The 19943-nt window shown below is 69.7% G+C and carries 24 protein-coding genes; 20 read left to right on the forward strand and 4 right to left on the reverse strand.

Features of this window, described 5'->3' with window-relative positions; all coding sequences use genetic code 11:
* Nucleotides 1–46: 46 nt before the first annotated feature.
* Nucleotides 47–3199, reverse strand: coding sequence for a hypothetical protein (locus ACYVIH_RS05835; protein ID WP_460867035.1), 3153 nt, complete (start codon nucleotides 3197–3199; stop codon nucleotides 47–49).
* A gap of 582 nt (nucleotides 3200–3781) precedes the next feature.
* Between ACYVIH_RS05835 and ACYVIH_RS05840 the strand changes: the two genes are divergently transcribed.
* On the forward strand, nucleotides 3782–4402 hold the full coding sequence (locus tag ACYVIH_RS05840; protein WP_460867038.1) for a hypothetical protein: 621 nt from the start codon (nucleotides 3782–3784) through the stop codon (nucleotides 4400–4402).
* Between the two features lie 90 nt (nucleotides 4403–4492).
* Here the strand turns inward: ACYVIH_RS05840 and ACYVIH_RS05845 are convergent, their stop codons facing one another.
* Nucleotides 4493–5368 carry a hypothetical protein gene (locus tag ACYVIH_RS05845; RefSeq protein ID WP_460867042.1) on the reverse strand — a complete coding sequence of 292 codons (876 nt, stop codon included), beginning with the start codon at nucleotides 5366–5368 and terminating at the stop codon, nucleotides 4493–4495.
* 241 nt (nucleotides 5369–5609) lie between these two features.
* Between ACYVIH_RS05845 and ACYVIH_RS05850 the strand changes: the two genes are divergently transcribed.
* The 7 genes from ACYVIH_RS05850 (at nucleotide 5610) to ACYVIH_RS05880 (ending at nucleotide 12290) form a co-directional block, all read left to right on the forward strand.
* Nucleotides 5610–7355 carry an AAA family ATPase gene (locus ACYVIH_RS05850; RefSeq protein ID WP_460867045.1) on the forward strand — a complete coding sequence of 582 codons (1746 nt, stop codon included), beginning with the start codon at nucleotides 5610–5612 and terminating at the stop codon, nucleotides 7353–7355.
* A gap of 31 nt (nucleotides 7356–7386) precedes the next feature.
* On the forward strand, nucleotides 7387–8412 hold the full coding sequence (locus tag ACYVIH_RS05855; protein ID WP_460867047.1) for a hypothetical protein: 1026 nt from the start codon (nucleotides 7387–7389) through the stop codon (nucleotides 8410–8412).
* A 488-nt stretch (nucleotides 8413–8900) separates the two neighbouring features.
* The gene (locus ACYVIH_RS05860) at nucleotides 8901–9188 is read left to right on the forward strand and encodes a hypothetical protein (RefSeq protein ID WP_460867050.1); all 288 of its coding nucleotides are present in this window, start codon (nucleotides 8901–8903) and stop codon (nucleotides 9186–9188) included.
* Entirely contained in the window at nucleotides 9185–10105 is a 921-nt protein-coding gene (locus ACYVIH_RS05865; protein ID WP_460867052.1) for a hypothetical protein, read from the forward strand. Before ACYVIH_RS05860 ends, ACYVIH_RS05865 begins: the two co-directional genes overlap by 4 nt.
* A gap of 51 nt (nucleotides 10106–10156) precedes the next feature.
* Nucleotides 10157–10642, forward strand: coding sequence for a pyrophosphohydrolase domain-containing protein (locus ACYVIH_RS05870; protein ID WP_460867055.1), 486 nt, complete (start codon nucleotides 10157–10159; stop codon nucleotides 10640–10642).
* Nucleotides 10643–10875: 233 nt separating this feature from the next.
* A complete protein-coding gene (locus ACYVIH_RS05875; protein WP_460867059.1) occupies nucleotides 10876–11157 on the forward strand; it encodes a hypothetical protein in 282 nt (93 codons plus the stop codon).
* A gap of 134 nt (nucleotides 11158–11291) precedes the next feature.
* Nucleotides 11292–12290, forward strand: a complete 999-nt coding sequence (locus tag ACYVIH_RS05880) for a ParB/RepB/Spo0J family partition protein (RefSeq protein WP_460867061.1) — start codon at nucleotides 11292–11294, stop codon at nucleotides 12288–12290.
* 4 nt (nucleotides 12291–12294) lie between these two features.
* Here the strand turns inward: ACYVIH_RS05880 and ACYVIH_RS05885 are convergent, their stop codons facing one another.
* Nucleotides 12295–12711: a hypothetical protein gene (locus ACYVIH_RS05885; protein WP_460867064.1), complete on the reverse strand. Its 417-nt coding sequence runs from the start codon at nucleotides 12709–12711 to the stop codon at nucleotides 12295–12297.
* A 136-nt stretch (nucleotides 12712–12847) separates the two neighbouring features.
* Here ACYVIH_RS05885 and ACYVIH_RS05890 point away from each other — a divergent pair, with 136 nt between their 5' ends.
* The 7 genes from ACYVIH_RS05890 to ACYVIH_RS05920 all read left to right on the forward strand — a co-directional run bounded on the left by ACYVIH_RS05890 (nucleotide 12848) and on the right by ACYVIH_RS05920 (nucleotide 15949).
* A complete protein-coding gene (locus ACYVIH_RS05890) occupies nucleotides 12848–13072 on the forward strand; it encodes a DUF2188 domain-containing protein (protein WP_460867066.1) in 225 nt (74 codons plus the stop codon).
* Nucleotides 13073–13107: 35 nt separating this feature from the next.
* Entirely contained in the window at nucleotides 13108–13947 is an 840-nt protein-coding gene (locus tag ACYVIH_RS05895; RefSeq protein WP_460867068.1) for a hypothetical protein, read from the forward strand.
* Nucleotides 13944–14252: a hypothetical protein gene (locus ACYVIH_RS05900; protein ID WP_460867071.1), complete on the forward strand. Its 309-nt coding sequence runs from the start codon at nucleotides 13944–13946 to the stop codon at nucleotides 14250–14252. Before ACYVIH_RS05895 ends, ACYVIH_RS05900 begins: the two co-directional genes overlap by 4 nt.
* 116 nt (nucleotides 14253–14368) lie before the next feature.
* Nucleotides 14369–14602, forward strand: coding sequence for a hypothetical protein (locus ACYVIH_RS05905; RefSeq protein WP_460867073.1), 234 nt, complete (start codon nucleotides 14369–14371; stop codon nucleotides 14600–14602).
* Complete coding sequence (locus ACYVIH_RS05910) at nucleotides 14599–14889, forward strand: hypothetical protein (RefSeq protein ID WP_460867075.1); 291 nt, start codon at nucleotides 14599–14601, stop codon at nucleotides 14887–14889. The genes ACYVIH_RS05905 and ACYVIH_RS05910 overlap by 4 nt, the downstream gene beginning before the upstream one ends.
* Nucleotides 14886–15563 (forward strand): hypothetical protein, encoded by a 678-nt coding sequence (locus ACYVIH_RS05915; protein WP_460867077.1) that lies wholly within the window; start codon nucleotides 14886–14888, stop codon nucleotides 15561–15563. The genes ACYVIH_RS05910 and ACYVIH_RS05915 overlap by 4 nt, the downstream gene beginning before the upstream one ends.
* Complete coding sequence (locus tag ACYVIH_RS05920) at nucleotides 15560–15949, forward strand: hypothetical protein (RefSeq protein ID WP_460867080.1); 390 nt, start codon at nucleotides 15560–15562, stop codon at nucleotides 15947–15949. The genes ACYVIH_RS05915 and ACYVIH_RS05920 overlap by 4 nt, the downstream gene beginning before the upstream one ends.
* 9 nt (nucleotides 15950–15958) lie before the next feature.
* Here ACYVIH_RS05920 and ACYVIH_RS05925 read toward each other — a convergent pair whose 3' ends face one another.
* A complete protein-coding gene (locus tag ACYVIH_RS05925) occupies nucleotides 15959–16327 on the reverse strand; it encodes a hypothetical protein (protein ID WP_460867082.1) in 369 nt (122 codons plus the stop codon).
* 613 nt (nucleotides 16328–16940) lie between these two features.
* Between ACYVIH_RS05925 and ACYVIH_RS05930 the strand changes: the two genes are divergently transcribed.
* From ACYVIH_RS05930 to ACYVIH_RS05950, 5 genes are all read left to right on the forward strand, one after another.
* Entirely contained in the window at nucleotides 16941–17210 is a 270-nt protein-coding gene (locus ACYVIH_RS05930) for a hypothetical protein (RefSeq protein ID WP_460867085.1), read from the forward strand.
* A gap of 47 nt (nucleotides 17211–17257) precedes the next feature.
* Nucleotides 17258–17551: a hypothetical protein gene (locus ACYVIH_RS05935; protein WP_460867088.1), complete on the forward strand. Its 294-nt coding sequence runs from the start codon at nucleotides 17258–17260 to the stop codon at nucleotides 17549–17551.
* A gap of 768 nt (nucleotides 17552–18319) precedes the next feature.
* Nucleotides 18320–18634, forward strand: coding sequence for a hypothetical protein (locus ACYVIH_RS05940; RefSeq protein ID WP_460867090.1), 315 nt, complete (start codon nucleotides 18320–18322; stop codon nucleotides 18632–18634).
* Nucleotides 18635–18693: 59 nt separating this feature from the next.
* A complete protein-coding gene (locus ACYVIH_RS05945; RefSeq protein ID WP_460867092.1) occupies nucleotides 18694–19230 on the forward strand; it encodes a hypothetical protein in 537 nt (178 codons plus the stop codon).
* A 32-nt stretch (nucleotides 19231–19262) separates the two neighbouring features.
* Nucleotides 19263–19802: a hypothetical protein gene (locus ACYVIH_RS05950; protein ID WP_460867094.1), complete on the forward strand. Its 540-nt coding sequence runs from the start codon at nucleotides 19263–19265 to the stop codon at nucleotides 19800–19802.
* Nucleotides 19803–19943 lie beyond the last annotated feature (141 nt).

Here is a 19943-nt window from a genome sequence, read left to right on the forward strand (position 1 = left end):
GCCCGGACGGATCCGGGGGGGGGCGCCCCTGCGGAGCCACGACCGCTCAGGCCGCGTCGAGGCTCTCGTGGCGCCCGAATAGCGTCGACACGGCGACCGGGACACCGGAGCGGGCCACGCCACCGGCCCACACGCGGGCGGTGTTGATCGTCTTGCCGTCGTCGCCGGAGCGGAACTTGTCCTCCATCGCGACCAGTCCCTCACCGATGACCGAGCCCCACGAGGACCGCTGACCCTGACCGGGCGGAACCAGGTCGGGGTACAACTGCTGGGCCACGTTGAACGCGGTGCGCCGGTCCAGCAGCAGCACCTCGTTGTCGTCCTCGTCGTAGACCAGGTAGCCGATCGCGTCCTTCAGCGGCCGCCACTCGCCGTTGGCGTTGGCCTGCCAGCCGAGCGCTGCGGTCAGGTGCGTCGAGCCGTCCTTCTGCCCCGGCGGGGTGGTCGGGTCCGAGGCGTTGAGGATGTGGCAGGCGCCGCGGCGCAGGGCACCCGAGATCGCCTCCAGCAGCGCCTTGCCCGGGGTCGTCTCGCTGTTGCGCCGGGCACCGTCGGCGATCAGGGAGACGATGTCGCCGCCCAGGTCGCCGCCGACCAGTTCCACCAGGTCGTCGTCGCACTCGACCGCCTCGGCCAGTTCGGCCAGCCAGGTCAGCGAGACCATCAGGTCACCGGCGATGTCCGCTGCCCGCTTCGACCCGCTCTTGCCGGTCGCCTCGAACAGGTGTGCCGCGGTCTTGCGGGAAGACTCGTGGGTGTGCTGGAACCGCTGGTACAGGTCGGACCACCCGAACGAGGAGTGCATGGTCGTCAGGTGCCGGATGTACTTGATCAGCGCCTGCGCGACCCGGGCCGGTGCGCCATCGACCTGGTGCAGGTCGTCGACCGCGTCGGTCGGGATCCGCGACTGGGCCAGGTCACCGAAGCCGATGTCGACGGTGACCACGCGTTCGCGGACCGAGGCGACGTTCGGCTCGTTCTCGGCGGTGACGATCAGCAGCGCCCTCGGCAGGTGCCGCTTGCGCGAGCCCATGTCGGCGTTCGCCCGGCCCTTGGAGGAGCCGTTGAAGACGTTGCGGATGACGTCGTTGAGACGGTCCTGCTCCTGCTGGGACTGGCGCACGCTGGTGGCCGGGGCCAGGTCGTCGACGACCCAGATCGGGGTGCGGGCGACCGACAGTTCCATGCTGGCGAGGGTGTCCTTGGCCGAGCCGGGAAGCGACGAGCCGGTCCAGTCGCCGGGGCGGCGGGCCCAGAAGCCCATCACCGCGGCGGCGGCGAAGGACTTGCCCTTGCCGGGAGGGCCGGTGAAGTAGGCGACCGTCTGGGGCCGGATCGGCAGGCACGGGCGCAGCGCCGAGGCCAGGATCACGGCCGCCTTGCGGCGGTCCTTCCAGGCACCTGCACGGATGTAGGTGTCGACGACGACCTCGATGTCGCGGCGGATCTCGGCCTGGTAGGCCGGGTCGGTGAACGGCCGCGGGTCGATCTTGCCGACGCCGAACTTCATCGCACCCGAGACGTCTCCCTCGCCGACGCCGGGCAGGATGTCGGCGTCGGTCTCGTCACCGCCGATCACGTCGGAGCCGATGATGAACGCCGGGGTCCCCTTGTCGACCGGGACCCAGCCCATCGAGCCCCAGCGGACCCGGGTGATCGTGTCGTCCTCGCGGTGCTCCTTGACCGCCTCCAGCCACGCCTCGGAGACGCCGTCCTTCTGCTTCGGCGGCCACTTGGGGTGCTTCAGGATCGGGGCCGGGATGTGGGCGCCCTTCCGGTCCCACTGGTCGGGGGTGTAGTTGAGGATCGAGGCGGGGCCGGTGATGATGTGCCGCTCCACCTCGCTGCTCTTGGTGCTGTGCCAGGCCACCTCGATCTCGACGTCCCACTCGCCGTCGCCGTTGGCACCGGCGTCGAGCCGCCCGGTCTCGATCTCCTCGCCGGTCGGCACCCGCTCGGCGACCAGCGACAGCACACGGCCCCCGAGCGGGAACACCTCGACCCACCGGCCGTTGATGGTCTCCCCGGAGAACGCGTCCTCGACCGGCTTGCAGAACTCCATGGCGGTGCCGCTGTCGTTGATCCGGTGCTTGCCGACGTTGTCGAGTTCGTTGCCCGAGGGCGGGGTCGGCAGGTCGGCCGAGAGCAGGCCGAGCAGGGACGCCCAGTTGCCCACCTTCGCGAGGTAGTCGTCGATGCCGATCTTCTCGATCTGTCCCTGGTCACCGGAGGTGACCGCCGGAGCCAGCAGGTGCGGCTTCGCCTTCTGGTAGTCCTTGATGTACTCCCACAGCCGGGTTGCGGCCAGGTAGACGTGCGGGTTCTCGCTGACGTCTCCGTCGATGCCGACCCATACCTCGCGCCCGGCCAGGGGCAGGCCCCGCCACTCGGGGTTCTTCTGCCACGACCACACGCCGCCGATGGTGAGGATGAGCACCTGCTTGTCCTCGGGCACGTTGGCCAGCATGGTGCGCAGCCGGGTCACCGGGTCGCCGCTGAGGTCGGCGAGGTCCTCGCGGGTGTAGCCCGCGTCCAGCAGCATTCCGGTCAGCGCCGCGTCGCCCTTCAGCAGGCCTTCGGCCACCAGCACGCGGGGCACCCGGTCCAGCCATGCGGTGGGGATCGCCGGGTGCATGCCGATCGGTGAGTGCTGGCCGGAGACGAACTCGTACTTCAACTCGCGGGTCTTGCCGTTCGGCTGGACCTCCACTGCCGGGTTGGAGGGCCGGTACTGGATGGTCGAGGGCACCGCGTCGGTCTTGCGGCGGTCGGAGAACTCGACGTCGTCGGGGGTGAACCACGGCATGATCAGCACGTCGCCGCGGGTCATCGAGTCGACCAGGGTCCGGCCCTGCCGGGTGTTCTTGCGCGGCAGGGCGTAGGAGGCGAACGCGGTGTCGATGCCGTTGTGGTCGAAGGATCGGTAGCCGCGGGCGGCCGCCACGATCGGGGCGACGGCGGAGTCCGACAACTTCGCCGAGCCGCGACCGAACAAGTCCGGCCCGTACTCGAAGTCGCGCCACGTCGTCGGCATCGCGTCCGACTCCAGGTCGGCGAGGTGGTCCTCGGTCAGCGGCGCGGCCGTCGGTGCGTCGACGGCGAGGGGCGCCTGCTCTGCTGCCGAGGCGTCGAGGACGGCGTCGAAGTCCTCGGATGCGTCGGTGCGCTGCGGGTCAGAGAAGGGGGTGGGGTTGGTCATGCCTCCCCCTATGCCGCGTCCTGCGGCACCGGCAGCCACTTTCGGAACCGCTTCTGGCCGGTGCGGCCGCGATCTTCACGCTCAGCCGAGCCGGTTCTGCCACTTTACTTTGAAACTGGCAGTGAAAGTGGCTGGCCGATCTGAGGCAAAACCGCAGGTCAGAGAGCATGTAGTAGTAGTAGAAGAAGGGTTCCTACCACTTTTAGATAGATAGATAGGTACGTCATACGACGCAGTCATATCTATCTCCGGGTTCGGTGCAATACATATATCCCTCCCCGCATATAGGTCCTATGTACCCAAACTGGTAACTGGCCGGAGGGGGGTCGAAACCGCCTCTGACCTGCGGTTTTGCGCTGTCAGTTTCCGCTGTGGACCCTCAGTAACTGGCCTGGGAGGCCCCTCCACCGGCCATCTGGGCCCTCTCGGGACCACCCGGTGCGCCGAATCCTGGCCGCTCGGATGCCCGGGGTGCCCCAGTTTCTGCTGGAACCGCCTCCGATGGGCGATCTGGCGACATAGGTTCAGATGACTCTGTCGCACCCTGGCCGACCCGTCGGCCCCCGGATCTGAGGAACAGCCATGCTCCACCGCACCCACAGCGCGGTCGCCGCGCTCGCCCTGTCCCTGCTCGCCCTGACCGGCGCCGCACCAGCCACCGCCGCAGCCGCGGCACCGGTGACCAAGACCCGGGTCGCTGACCCCGCGGGCGACCTGGACATCGGGGACCGCAACCCCGCCTCCAAGCACCTGCCAGGAACCGACATCCGCGCGGTGAACCTCCGATTCCTGCCGAGGCAGAAGGCGCTGCGGGTCACCGTCCGCTTCGCCGACCTGAAGCCGGTGCGGACCCAGCGGGGCCCCTGGCACAAGCAGCAGGTCTACCTGTGGTTCAACGGGGTCAGCGACTACATGGCCGGGGCCGTCCTGACCCGCAGCCCCTGGGCGTCGGGCAACTCCTTCAACCAGATCATCGGCGACAACCCCGACCTGGTGTGCAAGGGGATGACCTACCGGATCGACATCAAGAAGGACGTCGTGGCCATGACGGTGCCTGCACGCTGCGTGGGCACGACCGCGGACGCGGGGGCACGCAAGACGAGGGTGGAGGTCGGCTCTGTGCTCTACGAGTCCTACGAGGACGGCGACGCCTACCTGGCCTCCGACGGCACCAGGAACTCCCGCTGGGTCCGACTGCGCTAACCGCATCTGGAAGAGCCCCGGCCCCGTTCGCTCAGGCGAGTAGGGCCGGGGCTCGTCGCGTCTTCGGACGCGGAACCCGACGGGCGCGGTTCAGAACTCGGTCATGCCTCGATACGCGTCCGGGTCGATCAGTGCGGAGGCGTGCAGGCCGCCTTCGTCGGTGATCAGGTTCCCGGTGCGCAGACGGTCGGTCTTGGCCATCCAGGCGAACGCGACCACGGTCGCGTACGGGTCGTCCAGACCGGTGTAGACGCGCCGTCTCCAGATCGCCCACCGCAGCGCGGACGAAGCCGCTTCCAAGAACGCCTCCGAGGGCTTGCGGTCGTGCGACGAGGCGAACCGTCCCAGCCACAGCGCGTGGTAGACGTCGCGGTAGGTGCGAGTCCCCACCCGAAGGTCCAGCGACGCGAACGCAAGCATCGCCGCAGCCAGAGGACTCAACGGCGTGGCGACCGCGGCGAGCCCGACATCCAGAGGCGCGTCACCCAGTTCAGCCACAACCAGGTCGGTGCAGTCGTCCAACGTCCCGAACGCGGCGCCGTCGCTTCGCAGCGCGCCCGTCATCCGCGGAAGCGGCTGGTCGGGACGCTTGGCGACAAGCAACTCATCGTCACGGCCAGGTCGCCCCGTCTCCAGTGCGGTGAGATCCACCGCCCCGGTCAGACTGCGCCACGGGTCGTCCGGAGGGAGGGTGAGCATGACGTCATGGGTGACCCCGGCGAACCAGATCGCAGACCAGTCAGGGTTGCGCTTGATGAACCGAGCCAGTTCATTGTCGGCCTGGACCCGCTCTGCGGTCGGCACCAACGGCTCGTTCAAGGCGACGGCCCAGCGGGCCACTGGCGCCCGGTCTGGGGTCAGTCCGTCTTGTCCGTCAGGGTCTGGAACCGACTCCAAAGGCAGAGACGTCTCGTCGCCTGACGAGGTCTGATCGGCAGGGTCATCTCGGCGGCTGTCGTCGCCCATCGTGGAGTCGCTCCTCCAGTTCATGCGTACGGCCCGGATCGGCCCCCGGGTTCCCTCCCCCGTGCCGCACGCTTCTTGCTTGGTGGTGGCTAAGCACAATAGTGCCCCGACATACTCAGAATGAGTATCGAAGTTGTGACATTCGCATGTCCGGGTTTGTATCGGTTTCAGGTCCGCCGAGCCAACACTGTGCTAGAGGCGTCTGACCGCCGGTTCACTCGCTTGCGGCATAGGGCCGTCCGTGACCAGCCAGCAAGCGCCGACGCGTGTCGGCATCATCGAACTGCACGACCTGCCCGGGGTTCTTGCCTCCGCCGGGGTCGGCGTGGTGTCCGGCCACGACTACCGGACCGCGGCGACCGCGATCCGCGCCGGGCTGGAGCAGGACGGGCCGTTCCCGATCCTGGTGCTGGACCACCCGTGGCCGGGCATGCGGGCCTGGGTCGACAAGGCGGCCAGGGACACCACGGTGGTCGTCCTGCGCGGCGCCACCGGCAACGGGACCGTGTTCACCGGGGTGAAGGAACTGACCCTGCCGGTGAGCCTGGGCGAGGCCCTCGCGGTCGCAGGCGGCCCCGAACTGGACCCGTCGGCGGCCAGCATGCTGATCTGTGCCGACGGCACGCTCGCCGGTCCCACTGCCTCGTCCGTCACCGGGCACCCTGCCGAGATCGGTCCCGTTGCCGCTGGGGCCTCTTCGCCGCCCGCCCCGGTCGACGACCCGTGGGAGGCGCAGAAGGCTGCGCGCCACGTCGGAGCCCCGGCCACCGCATCGTTCCCGTCGCCGCAGTCGATCGTGCCGCCGATGCCGAGCACTCCCCCGGTCATCCAGCCCCCGTCGGCCCCGACCACCGCGGCAACGCCGGTTGCAGCCGAGGACCCGTGGGAGGCCCAGCGCGCCCAGCAGTCGGTGCTCGCGCAGCAGCCGGTCCAGATCCAGCCAGCACCGTCCCGGCCGGTCGACCGGGAGCCAGTGATCGTGGCCCCCACGTCACCCATCGCGACCGCCGAGCCCATCGCGACCGCGGGTCGGTCAGCACCGGGGCAGTCCCTCGAACCGGCTCGGTCGAACCTGCCTGCGTCCGCGCCGAGTGGGCCGCAGGGTGACTGCATCGTGGTCTGGGCGGGCAAGGGCGGGGTCGGCAAGTCGACCTTCTCCTTCTCGCTGGCCCAGCGTGCGGCTCGCACCGGGCTGCGGGTGGTACTCGTCGACGGCAACTTCGGCCAGGGAGACCTGCGCACGTTCCTGCGGATCGGCAACGCCGGGCTGCCCTCGATCTACCAGTACGCGGTCTCCGGAGACCTGAAGTCGGCGCTGATCGACCCCGAGACGCTCAACGCGTCGCGCTCACCGAAGTTGGCGCCGCTGGGGTTCGCCCTCGTCCAGGCGCCCCCGGCGCACCTGACCGACCCGACAGTGGTGACCCCGGAGGTCTACTCGCGGCTGGTCGCCGAGGCCCGGTCGGTGGCCGACCTGGTCGTGGTCGACACCCAGATCATCGAGTCGCTGGACTCATCGGGGATCGTCGAGGGCTTCGTCAAACCGCTGCTGCGCACGGACGGCTGGGGCATCGGCGTCTCCGAACTCTCCCCGCCGAGCATCTCGAACCTGCTGTCTCGGCTGAAGACGACGTTCGCCGGGGAGGGCGTGCCGCGGGAGCGGATGATGACCGCGCTGAACCGGGTTCCGAGCAGCGCCACCTTCAACGTCGAGGGCGTCGCCAGCGCGTTCAACGAGCACTCGGTGTTCCTCGGCACGGTCTTCGCCGACGAGGCGGTGCCCGAGAGCATGAACCGCGGGGTGGCGGTCTCCGACCTGCCCGTCCTGGCGCCCATCCTCGACGCCGCCCTGTCCCTGGCCGTCTCCGCCGAGCGCGGTTTCGGGGCCCAGGACGCAGCGAGCGACAGCACTTCATCCGTCCACCTGGCGAAGAAGGCCGGGAAGCCCGGCGGGCTGCTGAAGCGGCTCCGTCGCGGACGTTCCTGACCTCCAGCACGAGAGAACTGAGGACCCACACGTGTCGCAGACAGCGGTCGTCGACTACGACTACGACTCCGCCGAGGACGACGACTTCGAGGTGCCCGGCGACCGGCACGCGACCCTGCACAGCCTCACCGACCGGCTGCACGCGATCTTGGTCGGGCAGGCGGCCGAGGCGTTGCTGAGCAGGCCCGAGGGCCTTCCGGACGAGGCGGGGTTGTGGGTGACACCGTCGTGGGTCTGGCTGTTCTCCCGGGTCGACGTCGGCCGCAAGGACCGGGCGTTGGACGGGTCGCGGCTGCGGCTCCCTGTCCGACTGGACTGGTCCCAGGGCCCGCTGGTCTTCGTTGCCGAGGGCGAGAAGCGCGTGTGTGGCTGGACCGCCGCTGGGTTGGGGCACTCCGGGACGGGCACCGTCTCGGTCTCGGTCTCCCCGAGCGCGGTGCTCGACGCGATCGAGGCGGACATCGACACCGGCCTTCCGCAGCAGGTCGTACTCGCGGTCCGCGGCCGGGTCGCCCTCGTGACGGAACTGGAGCGGCTGGTCGAGGAGGGCCGATCAGCCCGCTGGTCGGCGATGCTGTACCTGGAGCCCTACATCGAGTCGGCCCTGCACCGTGCGCACGCCAGCGTCGCGCACGAGTTGAGCGTGGCATCGGGCGAGCCGCAGAAGTTGCTCGACGAGACCAAGTTGGCCTCGATCCGCGACCGGATGCTACTCGGCGACGAGGACCACCCGGGCAAGATCGCCCAGTTGCTCGACCGGTGCCTGAAGCCGACCACGTTCGCGAAGGTGGAGCCGCTGAAGTACATCAAGGAGTCGCTGCGCCGAGACGCCAACACCGAGGTGCGCCGCGCGATCGGCGACCCGCACATCGGTCACAAGGTCCGCCGGGTCGCGCGCGAGATCGGCACCGACGACCTGGACCAGATCATCGCCACCTACCGGGAGCGCTACCCCAACGACCGGCTGAGCAAGCAGCGGGCCGCGGCCGCGATGTCGGTCGCACCGGACGCGATGGCCTCCTGGTGGGGGCTGCACCCGACCTTCGGAGAGGGCTGACCGATGAGCACGACGAGCACGGTGACCCTGGTCACTCACACCCCGGGAGCAGGTCGATCTGCCCTGTTTGTGCGCAGATCTGGCGGTCTGGGACTAGGGCGACCTAGCCCATCCGGAGGGTTTATCGCGCCGGGTCGCTGGTTGAGTAGCGCAACCATCGGACGGCCCATAATCTCGTGCTCACCGGGGAAAGTAAAGAACCGCACCGCCACCGCCTCACCAACCTGCGCCACCGCGCACGACGGTCTCGACAGCCTCCGGAACCAGGGTCTGGGAGGGCCCGTCGCACCACAAACCGGGGAAACACCGTGATCGCCTCACAGACGGCGGAGGAAGCGCCGAACACGCCAACGGGCCAAGGTCCGACAGCACCCTCAATCCCGGGACGTCAGTCCATCACAACGGCCCGCGCCGCGCTCTCGCAGGCCCGCAGGTACCGCGCAGAGCACCTGGTCGCCGTCGCCGAAGGACTCCTGTCCCCGCTCGACGTGATCACCCAGGCGGGCACCGAGAACGGCAGGCCGCTGCGCCGGATCACCCTGCGCCAGTTGCTGCTCTCCCAGCCCGGCTGGGGACAGCGCCGTACGGACCGTTTCCTGTCGGCGCTCGCTGCGAGACTCGGAGTCACCAGCCTGGTCGAGGAACCCACCATCGCGTGGCTCATCGACCCCCGCGCGGGAGGGCGCAGGATGCTGGTCTGGCTCGACGTGACCCAGAAGAAGAACACCGTCTGGCGGGGCGCCCCGCTCGCGGCACACCGGGAGGACAGCAAGTGAGCGTCGTCGCCACCAGCCCGCGCGGCCGGTCAGCGCAGCAGGCCGCAGCAGCGCAGGCCCTGTCGCTGCTGAAGCAGATCGGCGACGCCACCGACGCCACCGACCAGGAGGCCTTGACCGACGAGTTCCTCGCCGCCTGCGAGCCGATCGTCCGGTTCGTCGCCTTCGACCTGTGCGGCCAGTTCAAGGCCGACCGCAACACCTGGGCCGACGACTTCATCTCCATCGTCTGGCTGGAGGCATACAACCTCGCCAAGGAGTGCGCGGGCAAGCCCGCCAAGGCCGACGAGATTGGGTCCATCAAGGCGATCCTCGGCTACCGCGGCCGCTCTAAGGTGACCACGTTCATCGACTCCTCCGCCGGGTTCAACCAGGCCTCCGGCCTGGCCGGGTGGAAGCGCCGCCGCAAGGAGTTGGAGCGCACACGGGCCATCTTGTGGACCGAGTACAACCGCGAGGCCACCGACGCCGAACTCGTCGAGGAGACCAACCGCAGGCTCCGCGAGACCCGCGCCGACATCGCCCGCCAGGGCATGGAGTGCAAGGTCGAGGACCTCTACATCTCCGACACCTGCGAGAACGTAGACGACCACCACAACGCCGCGATCGTCCCGGGCGTCGAGTCCGACAGCGACCTGCACCGGGTCGAGCGCGCCCGGCTGGTGATGCTGTGCATCGCCGAGTGCGACAAGGAGGGCGAACTGCTCGGCAAGGTCGCCAGGCTGTGGTTCGCCGACGCCGACAGCGACGACTACGACGCCCCGCCCACGGCGGCCTCCATCGCCCGGGACCTGGGGATCGAGCCGTCCACGGCGCGCGCGAAGGTAGGCCGGGTCCGGGTGGTCTCCCAGCAGGTGGCCCGGGAGCGGTTCCGGATCCGCGCCGATGACGACTACGCGCAGGCGGCCAGCGCCTGACCCAGCGCCTGACCCCCGTGCCGGTGCGCGGGGCCGCGGCATAGGGCAGGCATGACAACGCCGACCTCGCCCGACCTCGCCGCCGTCGCGGAGTTCATGACCGCCTTCGGCCAGACGGTCCGCTCCACGCCCACGACCCAGATCGCCGACGCCGAGCGGCTGCTGCGCGTACGCCTCGTGATCGAGGAGGCTCTGGAGTTCGCCGAGGCGATGGGATGCTCGCTGCACAACGGGCACGGCCCGGTGGTCCGATCCAACACCGTCGTCTCAGTCGGCGCCCGGCGCCGGGTCGACCTCGTCGAGGCCGCCGACGCCCTGGCAGACCTGACCGTGGTGACGAAGGGCTCGGCGCTGACCCTCGGCATCCCGCTGGACGAGGTGTTCGCCGCGGTGCACGCCACGAACATGGCGAAGATGGGCCCCGACGGCGAGCCGGTCCGCGACGACCACGGCAAGGTCTGCAAACCTGCGGGCTTGGTCGGCCCAACCGCCGCGATCGCGCAGATCCTGCACACCCACGGCTGGGACGGCTCGTGACCGCGACGCTGCGCGTCGCCGCCCGGCCAGGCTGAGCCGCCAGAGAGGTTTACGAAACCCGTCCGATGGTCAACGATCTGTATAGACCGCACCACCATCGGACATCTCGGGAAAGACCCATGCCAGGACGACACTCGCCTCTGAAGATCTACGCCAACCGAAGACCGGTTCGGGTGCCTCCTCGTGTCGACAGGCACCTGAAGCCAGCAACGGAGCCGGTCGCATGGGTACTGGTGATCGCCGAGTCCAAGACGGACGTGGTCGACTATTTGATCAGCCTGGGCGCGGATCCGCACACGGTCCACGAAGGCGCCGAGCAGTTGCGCTACCTGCGGCTCGGGGTGCCCTACCAGTGGGTTCCCCTGGAGCGGGCTGGCGCGATCGACACCACCCGCCGGGGCGTCTACATCGCTCGCGACCTGTCCGAGGGCGACACCGTGTTCCGCTACGAACAGGGCTCGACCATGACACCGGTGGCCACCATCTCCCGAGAACTGCTGGCCCGGGCGCGCTGAGCACCGGACGGCGAGCATCGAGCGGTTGGTCTCGCCGCGGTGAGGCCCCCGCGTGCTTGGCGTGCACGGCCCCCGCTGCTCGCACCCGCGGCATAGGGCATGTGTACCGCCATCGCCGGAGAGGAGGCCACGTCATGGCCGCAGCGCCGAACGAGCGCAGCCGCACCCACGCCCAGATGATCCCGCTGGAGCGACTGCTGCCGTCGCCGAAGAACGTGCGCTCCCGGCTGAACGACATCGAAGGACTGGCCATCTCGATGCGCGAGCACGGCGTCCTCCAGTCGCTGCTCGTTGTCCCGGCCGGGGATGACTACAGGATCGTGGCCGGTCACCGCCGCCGAGCCGCGGCCGAGAAGGCGGGTCTGAAGGCGCTGCCCTGCTTCGTGCGCACCAACAACCGGGCCAGCGAGACGTCGATGATGCTGGTGGAGAACCTCCAGCGCACCGACCTGGACCCGATCGACGCGGCGAAGGGCCTGGTCGAACTGCGCGAGCAGCACTCGCTGCCCGAGGTCGCGAGGATGACCGGGCTGTCCCAGGCCACCATCCGGGCCCGCATCGGCCTGCTCGACCTACCTCCGGAGGCCCAGCGGATGCTCTCGGCCCGACAGATGTCGCTCGGGGACGCCGTCGCGCTGTCCAAGCAGGTCCGCCGCTCCGGCACCGGGTCTACCCGGGTCGGGCCACGCCGCCAGACCACCTGCGCGTTCGGCGCCAAGCATCGACTGGCCGACTACGTGCGGTCCCGCTGCACCCACGCCGACTCCAACCGCCGGATGCTCGGACCCGGCTGTGCGGAGTGCTGGGAGGCCACGATCTGTGACGACGCGCTCGGGCAACTGGGCGACGCCACCCCGGTCGGCTCGCTGGCCAAGTCCACCACGCGGCACGAGCACGACGAGGCGGCCGTGCAGCGTGCTCTGGACGGTGACCTCGGAGGCATCACCCTGACCGTGGGGGACCGCGAGGAGTGCGTAAGGAGACTGGTGAAGGAGGGGCTGAGCGACAGCCAGATCGCGGCCCGGATCAAGTCGACGCCCCGGACCGTGGACCGGATCCGCAGGCGCCTCAGCATCCCTGCGGCGGTCCCTGCCAGCGACCCCGGCCGCAGGAGGACGCCCAGGGCCGCATGAGGTCTCACTCCGGCAACGGGTAGGGCAACTCCTCGTTCGGCAGCCCCGTGGCGGGGCTCTCCATGTCTCGGTATCCGGCGCAAAATCGGTGTGCGGACGAGAAGGTGTCTGCGGCGTAGGCGTTGGCGATCTCCGGGTCGCTGAGGACCAGGTCCGGCCCGTCGCCCCGCTGGAGGGCCGAGAGCAGTCCGGTCAACTCGACGAGGCGGCGCGTCTCGGGGTCGTCCCACTCCTCCCGTGCCCGCTCGGCGGCCCCAGTCGAGTCGGCGAAGGCGTACTGGTCGATCTCATGGCAGGCCCGCTCGATGAACTCCCGGCCCCTGGCCGGGTCCTCCGCGGCACCTCCACCCGCCTGCTGCGCGTACGACACGACGACGAGCACGGCCAGACCGCCGAGCAACACCGCAGAACGTCCCTTCATGCGTGCGAACCTACCGGCCACGGGGTGCGAACGGCGTCGAACCGGGGCGCGCGGCCCTGGGGTTCTCGGCGTGTGCGGGCCACCGGATCCGGGTACGGCGGTACCAGACACACCACCGAGCACAGGAGGCCACATCATGCCGCAGGGCGACATCGAGACGTTCCACCAGGACGACCAGTGGTGGAACCGGGTCGAGGGCCAAGACGCCAAGACCGGGCCGTACGCCACCAAGGACGAGGCCGTCTCCGAAGGGCGTGACCTGGCCCGGCAGAAGAAGGTCGAGCACATCATCCGCAACCTCGACGGGCAGATCGGGGAGCGCAACTCCTACGGCAACGACCCGCGCGACATCCCGGGCTGAGGAGACAACGCGGTCCCGCGGGACACCTGGGCGGCATGAGCAAGCCGCTGAAGACCTACGCGACCCAGTCGAAGGTGTGGGTGCCCCACGGTGCCAGGGAGGCGCTCGGTGCGCCCTCTCCGCACGCGCAGGCATCGGTGTTCGCGGTCGCCGCCAGCAAGGCCGAGGTCACCGGAATCCTCGGGATGGCCGAGATGACTCTGCCGACCATCAAACCGATCGTCGACGCGCTGCGGACCCGCCCCGGAGGGCAGTCCAAGACCTGGCAGACCGTCATCGACGCCGGGCTCATCGACGTGGGCCGACCCGGTGTCTACTTCGCCCGCGGCTGCGCCGTCGGTGACCGGATCGTCCGGGCCCGCGACGACTTGCGGACCGGGTCGACCCGTACGAGGTGGTCGCGCGGTTCGTCCACCGCGACGGCCGCATCACAGCGGTACCCCCAGCCGAGTCGTAGCGGACAAACGCCTACGGACCGACGGGTATGCCTGGGGAGACGACTTCGCGGCGCCGCACACATCGAGCCCATGAGCGAGAGCACACCAACCCTGACCTTTGACCTGGTCCGGGTGACCACCCGCACCGCCTCCGGTGAGCGCGACCACGCCACCGAGGTCGTCCGCGTTCCCGACGGCGGCCGGATCCAGGTGCGCCACAGCAAGCGCCGCCTGCGCGTGTGGGTCTCCGCACCCGACGCTCCCGAGGGCGAATACCTGCTCGACCTCGACCTGGCCAACCCGGTCCTCGACCACCTCGACGAGGACGGCGCCGAGTTCACCGGGTTCTGGGTCCCCCTCACCTCGCCCTCCCACGGCACCGAGACCACCGTGGTGCTCGCCCACACGGGATCCGGATGGGACGTCGAGAGCCGATGAGCCGCAAGCAGGAGTTCACGCTGACCACCCGCACCGTCGAGGTCCGCGGCCTGGAACTGCCTGTGCCCGAGGACTTCCGGGCACAGCGGCCCGACGCGCCCGCGACGGTGTTCGTCGACCTCGACACCCTGTACGCGCTGGCCGAGCAGGACGTCTTCGAGTCCCAGTTCGGCTCCGCGCTGCTGCTCGGGCGCTTCGAGGGCATCGCCCTGGAGGCCGCCGGGCTGGCGGTGCGTGAGACCCGCGGCGGCTACCACCGCAGCAAGCGGCTGGAACAGGTGATGGCCGATCTCGGCCTGCTGTGAGCGACGGGGAGACGTCTCGCCGGGTCCAGGCCGACGAGCACGTCGCGGTCGCAGGCTGTCTGCGCCTCTGACCCGCCGCGGGGAGCGAACCGGCCGGTGCCGGACACATCGTGGCCATGAGCGACACCACCCAGACCCCACGTTCCCGACGACGCCTGGACCTGGCGAGCCTGACCCTCCTCTTGGTCGGACTGATCTTCGGCGCGTTGTCCTACTGGCGCATCGAGTACCACGGGCTGAACGTGCTCGTCATCGTCCCGTCCGTCGTCGCGGCCACGACCGGCGCCACGCACCTCACCAAGCGCGAGGCGCCGCGACAGCAGGACCGACAGGGCGTGCGAACCCCATGACCGAGTTCTGGCATCACTTCGCCGAGATCGTCACCGACCCGGCGCATGCCGCCGCCGAGGTGTTCTTCATGGTCGTCATCGACGGGCTCCTGCTCGGAGTGATCGTGCCGGTCGTCAAACGCAGCCTGATGAAGAAGATCCGTCGCGAGATCCACTTCGAGCACCACGTCATCGACGCCGAGCACGGCGTGTCCCACCCGGCCGACGCCGCGTGCGCCGACATCCCGATCCACGGGCTGTCGGAGACGATCCCCGACTCCCCCGCGTACACCGGAGGCCCACGATGAAGGTCACCGTGACCGCCCGGCACACGCTGCGGCCCAACGGCGCGGTCGAGGACCAGACCCTGGCCGTGGAGATCGACGAGGCCGAGTTCCTCGCCTGGATCAACGAGAGCCGGGGGCGGCCGTACCCGACTGTGGCCGACGTCGACGACCTCGAAGAGATGGTCGGGTTCTTCCTCGACGCCGGGATCGACGCAGATGCGAACGCCTGGAACCCGCGCTGGACCGACCGGACCGTCGCCCTGACCGAGGTGGTCTCGGTGCACGTCGACGAACTGCCCTCGGCACGCTGCGCCTCGTCCGACCACGAGCCGCCGGTGCCTGCCGTGGTGACCGGCACCTTCGACTGCTCCCACGTCAACGGACGGGCCCCGAAGCGGCTGTCGTACTGCCTGCGGTGCGCGGTGCTCCTGCACGAGGCCGGGATGTTCACCCCCGAGCACCCCGCGGTGCTGCCGACCATCGAGGAGTTCATCGACGCCCGCGACGCCCAGGCGACCACTGCGTGTCAGGTGTCCGACCCCGGCATCGACCTGCACTGCGGCGCCCGCGAGTCCGGCGGCCTGCGGTGCGAGAACACCGAGCCGCACGGCCCTATGTCCGGCCACTGGATCTCCGACCACACCATCGCGCACGCCAAGGCCGGGAGCGGCTACCCGTGCGAGGCGATCCGATGAGTGTCGACCCGCGCGCCGCGCACGCCATCGACGCCCGGATCCTCATGTCCCTGCTCCCCGGCGTGGCCACCGTCGACCTGCCCGAGATCCGCCGCCAGTTCGCCCAGTGGCTCGCCCGACCGGGCCGGAGCGTCGAGTACGACTCCTGGGCCGAGGCATGGAACCTGTGGACCGGCGCCGCGCTCAACCGGCCCGGTTCGGTCACCTACACCTCGGCCCGGTGTCGAGCCTGCGGCGGCAGGGGCTGGTCGGTCACCGCTGTCTCGCGCAACCTGAGCCGGACCGGGAACGCGCTGGTCTGCCACGAGTGCCGCGGGAGCCGTCGCGGGAAGCCGACCACGCTTGCGGCCCGGTATGCCACGCCGTCAGCGCCGGACGGGGACTGAGCGCGCTCCCTAGTCGCGCCAGCGGCCGCCGAGCCCGATGCGGATGCCGCGACGGACCGCGTTCCCTGCCGCTCCGTCCGGCTTGCCCCGCATCCCCCACAGAAGGATCGAACCGATCGACCGCTTCCGTTCCGCGTCGGCGAACTGTCCCGCTGACCCGACGTGCACACGTCCGTTGATGTCTCGGTGGTACACGAGTTCACCTCCGACCGTGAACACCTTGTGCTCGTGGGCCCGGCTGTCCCGCCCGGCCAAGAACGAGGAGATCTCTCGTCCGCTGAAGTGGTGCTCGCGGCCGTCGGGGCTGTACTTGATCAGGTGGTAGCCCGTCGGGTTGGTGGTGATCAGGGCTGTGAGTTCTTCGTACGACATCGCCATGCCGGTGACGATAGGGACCGAGACGCCCCGGACGAGCCGGTTTCACTGTTTCTGTGCCCCGCCCGGGGAGCGTTGACCCGGCCGCCGCACACGTCCCAGGAGATCACCCCAAGAGGAAGGCATGTGATGTCGTACGGCCCAGGCAACCCTTGCGAGCCCAAGTGTCATGGCTACGGAATCGGGTGCCCCTGCAACCCCCGAACCTCCGCGGAGGATGACGCGGCCAACGAGTGCCCCGGTGACGGGTGCTCCTGCTACGGCAACGTCGAACTCCACAACCTGCCAAGCGCCGAGAGTGACGTGCCCGACTGCACGCACCCGGACGACAGAGTGGCGATCCTCCTCAACCCGTTCGGCACGCACGTCTGCCAGGACTGCGGGCAACGAGTGGAAGCCGTCTGGCGCGTCATCGCGCCCGCAGAGGAGGGACAGCCCGGTGCCTAGCGCCGAGGACCGTGCTCGTCAGGCTGCTGAGCGTCTGCGGAATGTCGTTGCCGAGCACGCGGAAGGCCCTGACTGCGGCCACCCAGACTGCCTGCTCCACCGCCCCATTCCGCCCGAGAATGACGCGCTCCACGAGTACGAGGTGTGGAGCACCTACAAGGTGACCGGAGTGGCCTACGTTCGCGCCAAGACCGCAGCCGCAGCGGTCGAAAGGGCGCTCGACGTGACGGCCGACGACCCGGCGCAGTTCGTGTTCGGTGAGCCCTGGGGCGAGACCAAGATGCGAGCACGCCGCGTCATTCCGCCCGCCGAGAAGGGCGACTGCGTCTCGGTCGGGTTCAGCGGGGAGGGTCGCTGCATCGAGGTCGCCACCACCGATGGGCTATGCGACCAGCACGCCGAGCAGCCGTCGGCCAGGAGGTTCGACGAGCACGGGTGAGGGCGGGCCCGGGGAGCGCTGGCCCGGTCGCCGCATACATGCGGCCCATGAGCCGTTACGACTACCCGCGCGCTGCCCGCGCCATGTTCGATGATGCCGTCGACGACGTCGCTGCCAAGTTGCGCCGCATGGCCGACGAGGTGGAGCGTGCCGGGGATCGCCTCAGCGCCGTGGACGGGCATCCGGTCGACTCCGAGCCGCTGCGTGCCCTGGTCGCCGTCCGGGTGCTGGACGCCATCGAGCAGGGCACCGCGAACCTGCACCTGGACTCGCTGGTCCGCCGGGCCTCCGAGGCCGACCTGGCGCCGTACGCCGACCGCGGCCTGGAGGCCGCCTCCTGAGCGCGCTCAGCCGCGGGGAGGGATGCGCCCGGTGAAGGTCTGGACGATCACCAGTCGGGAGTAGTAGTGGTCGGCCTCGGTGTCCCGCTTCGCGAAGACCGCGGCCAGCCGGTGTGGGTGAACTCCTTCCGGAGGACGTTGGCTCGGTGGGCGGGAGACCTCATCAACCGGCCCGGGCGTGGGTTCTGGATGACCCGGCCGAGCGTCGTCGAGCCCGCCTCGCGAACGACCGACGGGATGCGGCACGAAGGACGGCCCAGAGCCCTCGTGCCGCTGCACCCCCGGTTCCAGCCACTTTCGGAACCGCTCTTGGCCGGTGCGGTCACGATCTTCACGCTCAGCCGAGCCGGTTCTGCCACTTTACTTTGAAACTGGCAGTGAAAGTGGCTGGTCGATCTGAGGGCAAAACCGCAGGTCAGAGGCCATGTAGTAGTAGTAGTAGAAGGGTTCCTACCACTTTTAGATAGATAGATAGGTACGTCATACGACGCAGTCATATTTATCTCCCGGGTTCAGTCCAATACATATATCCCTCTCCCGCATATAGGTCCTATGCAACTCCGGGAAACTGGCCGAGAAACGCCCCAAACCGCCTCTGACCTGCGGCTTTACCGTTGCGAAAGTGGCAGCCAGCAGCCACTTAGGCCTCCGAACCGGCCACTCAGACGTGGATCAGGCGCCTTACAGTGGCCAGACCGGCCAGTTGCCGGACGGTCGGCGACGCACGCGCTGGGGACGCATTGGTGACGTGCCGCACACCTGACGCGCATGGACCCCACCCAGCACGCAGCCTCCGACGTCACGCTGCTCTGCCGCCTGCGGGCCGCGGTCCAGTGGCTGGAGACTCCCCGCCCGTTCGCCTCCACCGCCGTCGACCTCGGCGAGTTGATGCGCGCCGTCGCCCCGATCGTCGACGGCCTTCTCCGCGGCCCCGAGGCCACCGGCCCGGTTGCCGCGCTCGCGGCACTCCACGACTACTACGCCGCCGACCCGTCCGTCGCCCGCACCGACGCGACGTTGCTCACAGAGGCGCTCGCCACCTGCCGGGCCGTCTACACCGCCGGGTTCACCGCAGCCGCCTGACCCACCGCGGCGGTCGCGCAACGGGGAGCCCCGCCAGCCTTCCCGCACACCTGGCCGTCATGACCAGCACCAGCGCCTCCCCCGTCGCTCACGACGCCGTCGACGGCGTCCCCGGCGAGCAGTTCGGCGCCCTCGTCAGCGCGCCGGTCACCGGCGCGTGGGCCTACTGCGTCGACGACAACGTCCGATTCGGCAAGGGCTGGTGGCCGTTCTACCGGGCCGACGGACTCACCGGCAGGCTCCGCCCGACCCGAGTCCGCTTGGCCCCGGACACCGCCTACCAGTCGTGGCACAACGAGTACGTCCTCCTCGACCCCGTCGAGCGGTCCCGGTGCCGCGCCTCGCTCACCCTGTTCGTCCGCAAGCAGGGACTGGGCGGGTTCGTGCTCCCGGATGTGCGCACCGACCTCGACATCCGCTCGGGATCCTTCACATTCCCCAGGCCGGTCCCCGACGCCCTGATCGCCCAGGCACAGGAGAAGGCGACCAAGATCCTCGACTTCCTGCGCGCCGCCCGCACCGAGCGCCGCACTGCGGACCAGCCCATGACCGCCTACGAACTGCACCTGCGCCGACTCGACGCAGACGACCGGTGAGCAACCCGGCCGCCGCCGCACACTGAGGCATCATGACCGCCACCGACTTCACCGTCGACGATGCCCGGGCCCTGGCCTACCGCAAGCACATCGTCGAGATCGGCCAGACCGACGCCCAGGGTCGGCACTACTTCTTCGCTCACCTGGAGCCGGTAGCCCTCGCGCTGATGCCCTACGGCACCCACGCGGAGATGGCCGGGTACCTCCACGACATCGTCGAGGACACCGACGTCACCCTGTCCGATCTGCTCGACACGGGTGTCCCGACCACCGTCGTCGACGCCGTCGACGCGGTCACCCGGCGGCACCCGGAGACCTACAGCGATCTGATCGGCCGCGCCTGCGACCACCGACTAGGCGCGCTGGTGAAGTTGGCCGACAACACCCTGAACCTCTCCGGCAACGCCGCGCTCGCCGAGGTCGACCCAGACCGGGCCGCCTCCCTGCACCGGCGGTACATCGCCGCCCGGATCCGGCTGCTCGCGGCCACCGACCTCACCGCCGACCAGGTCACGCAGATGGAGGCGACGGTCACCGCAGCGATCGCCCGGTACGAGGGAACGTCCTTCTGACCCGGGTCCCCCGGCAAGCCGGTCACCGGTCGCCGCCGGGGCTGCTTCAGAAAGTTCCAGAAGCCGATAGAACCGGCGAACCCCGCCCTCCGCGACGCGGCGCACACACCGGCCGTTGGCAGGCGCTCCTGGCGGCCCGCC

The sequence above is a fragment of the Nocardioides pakistanensis genome (assembly GCF_054781215.1).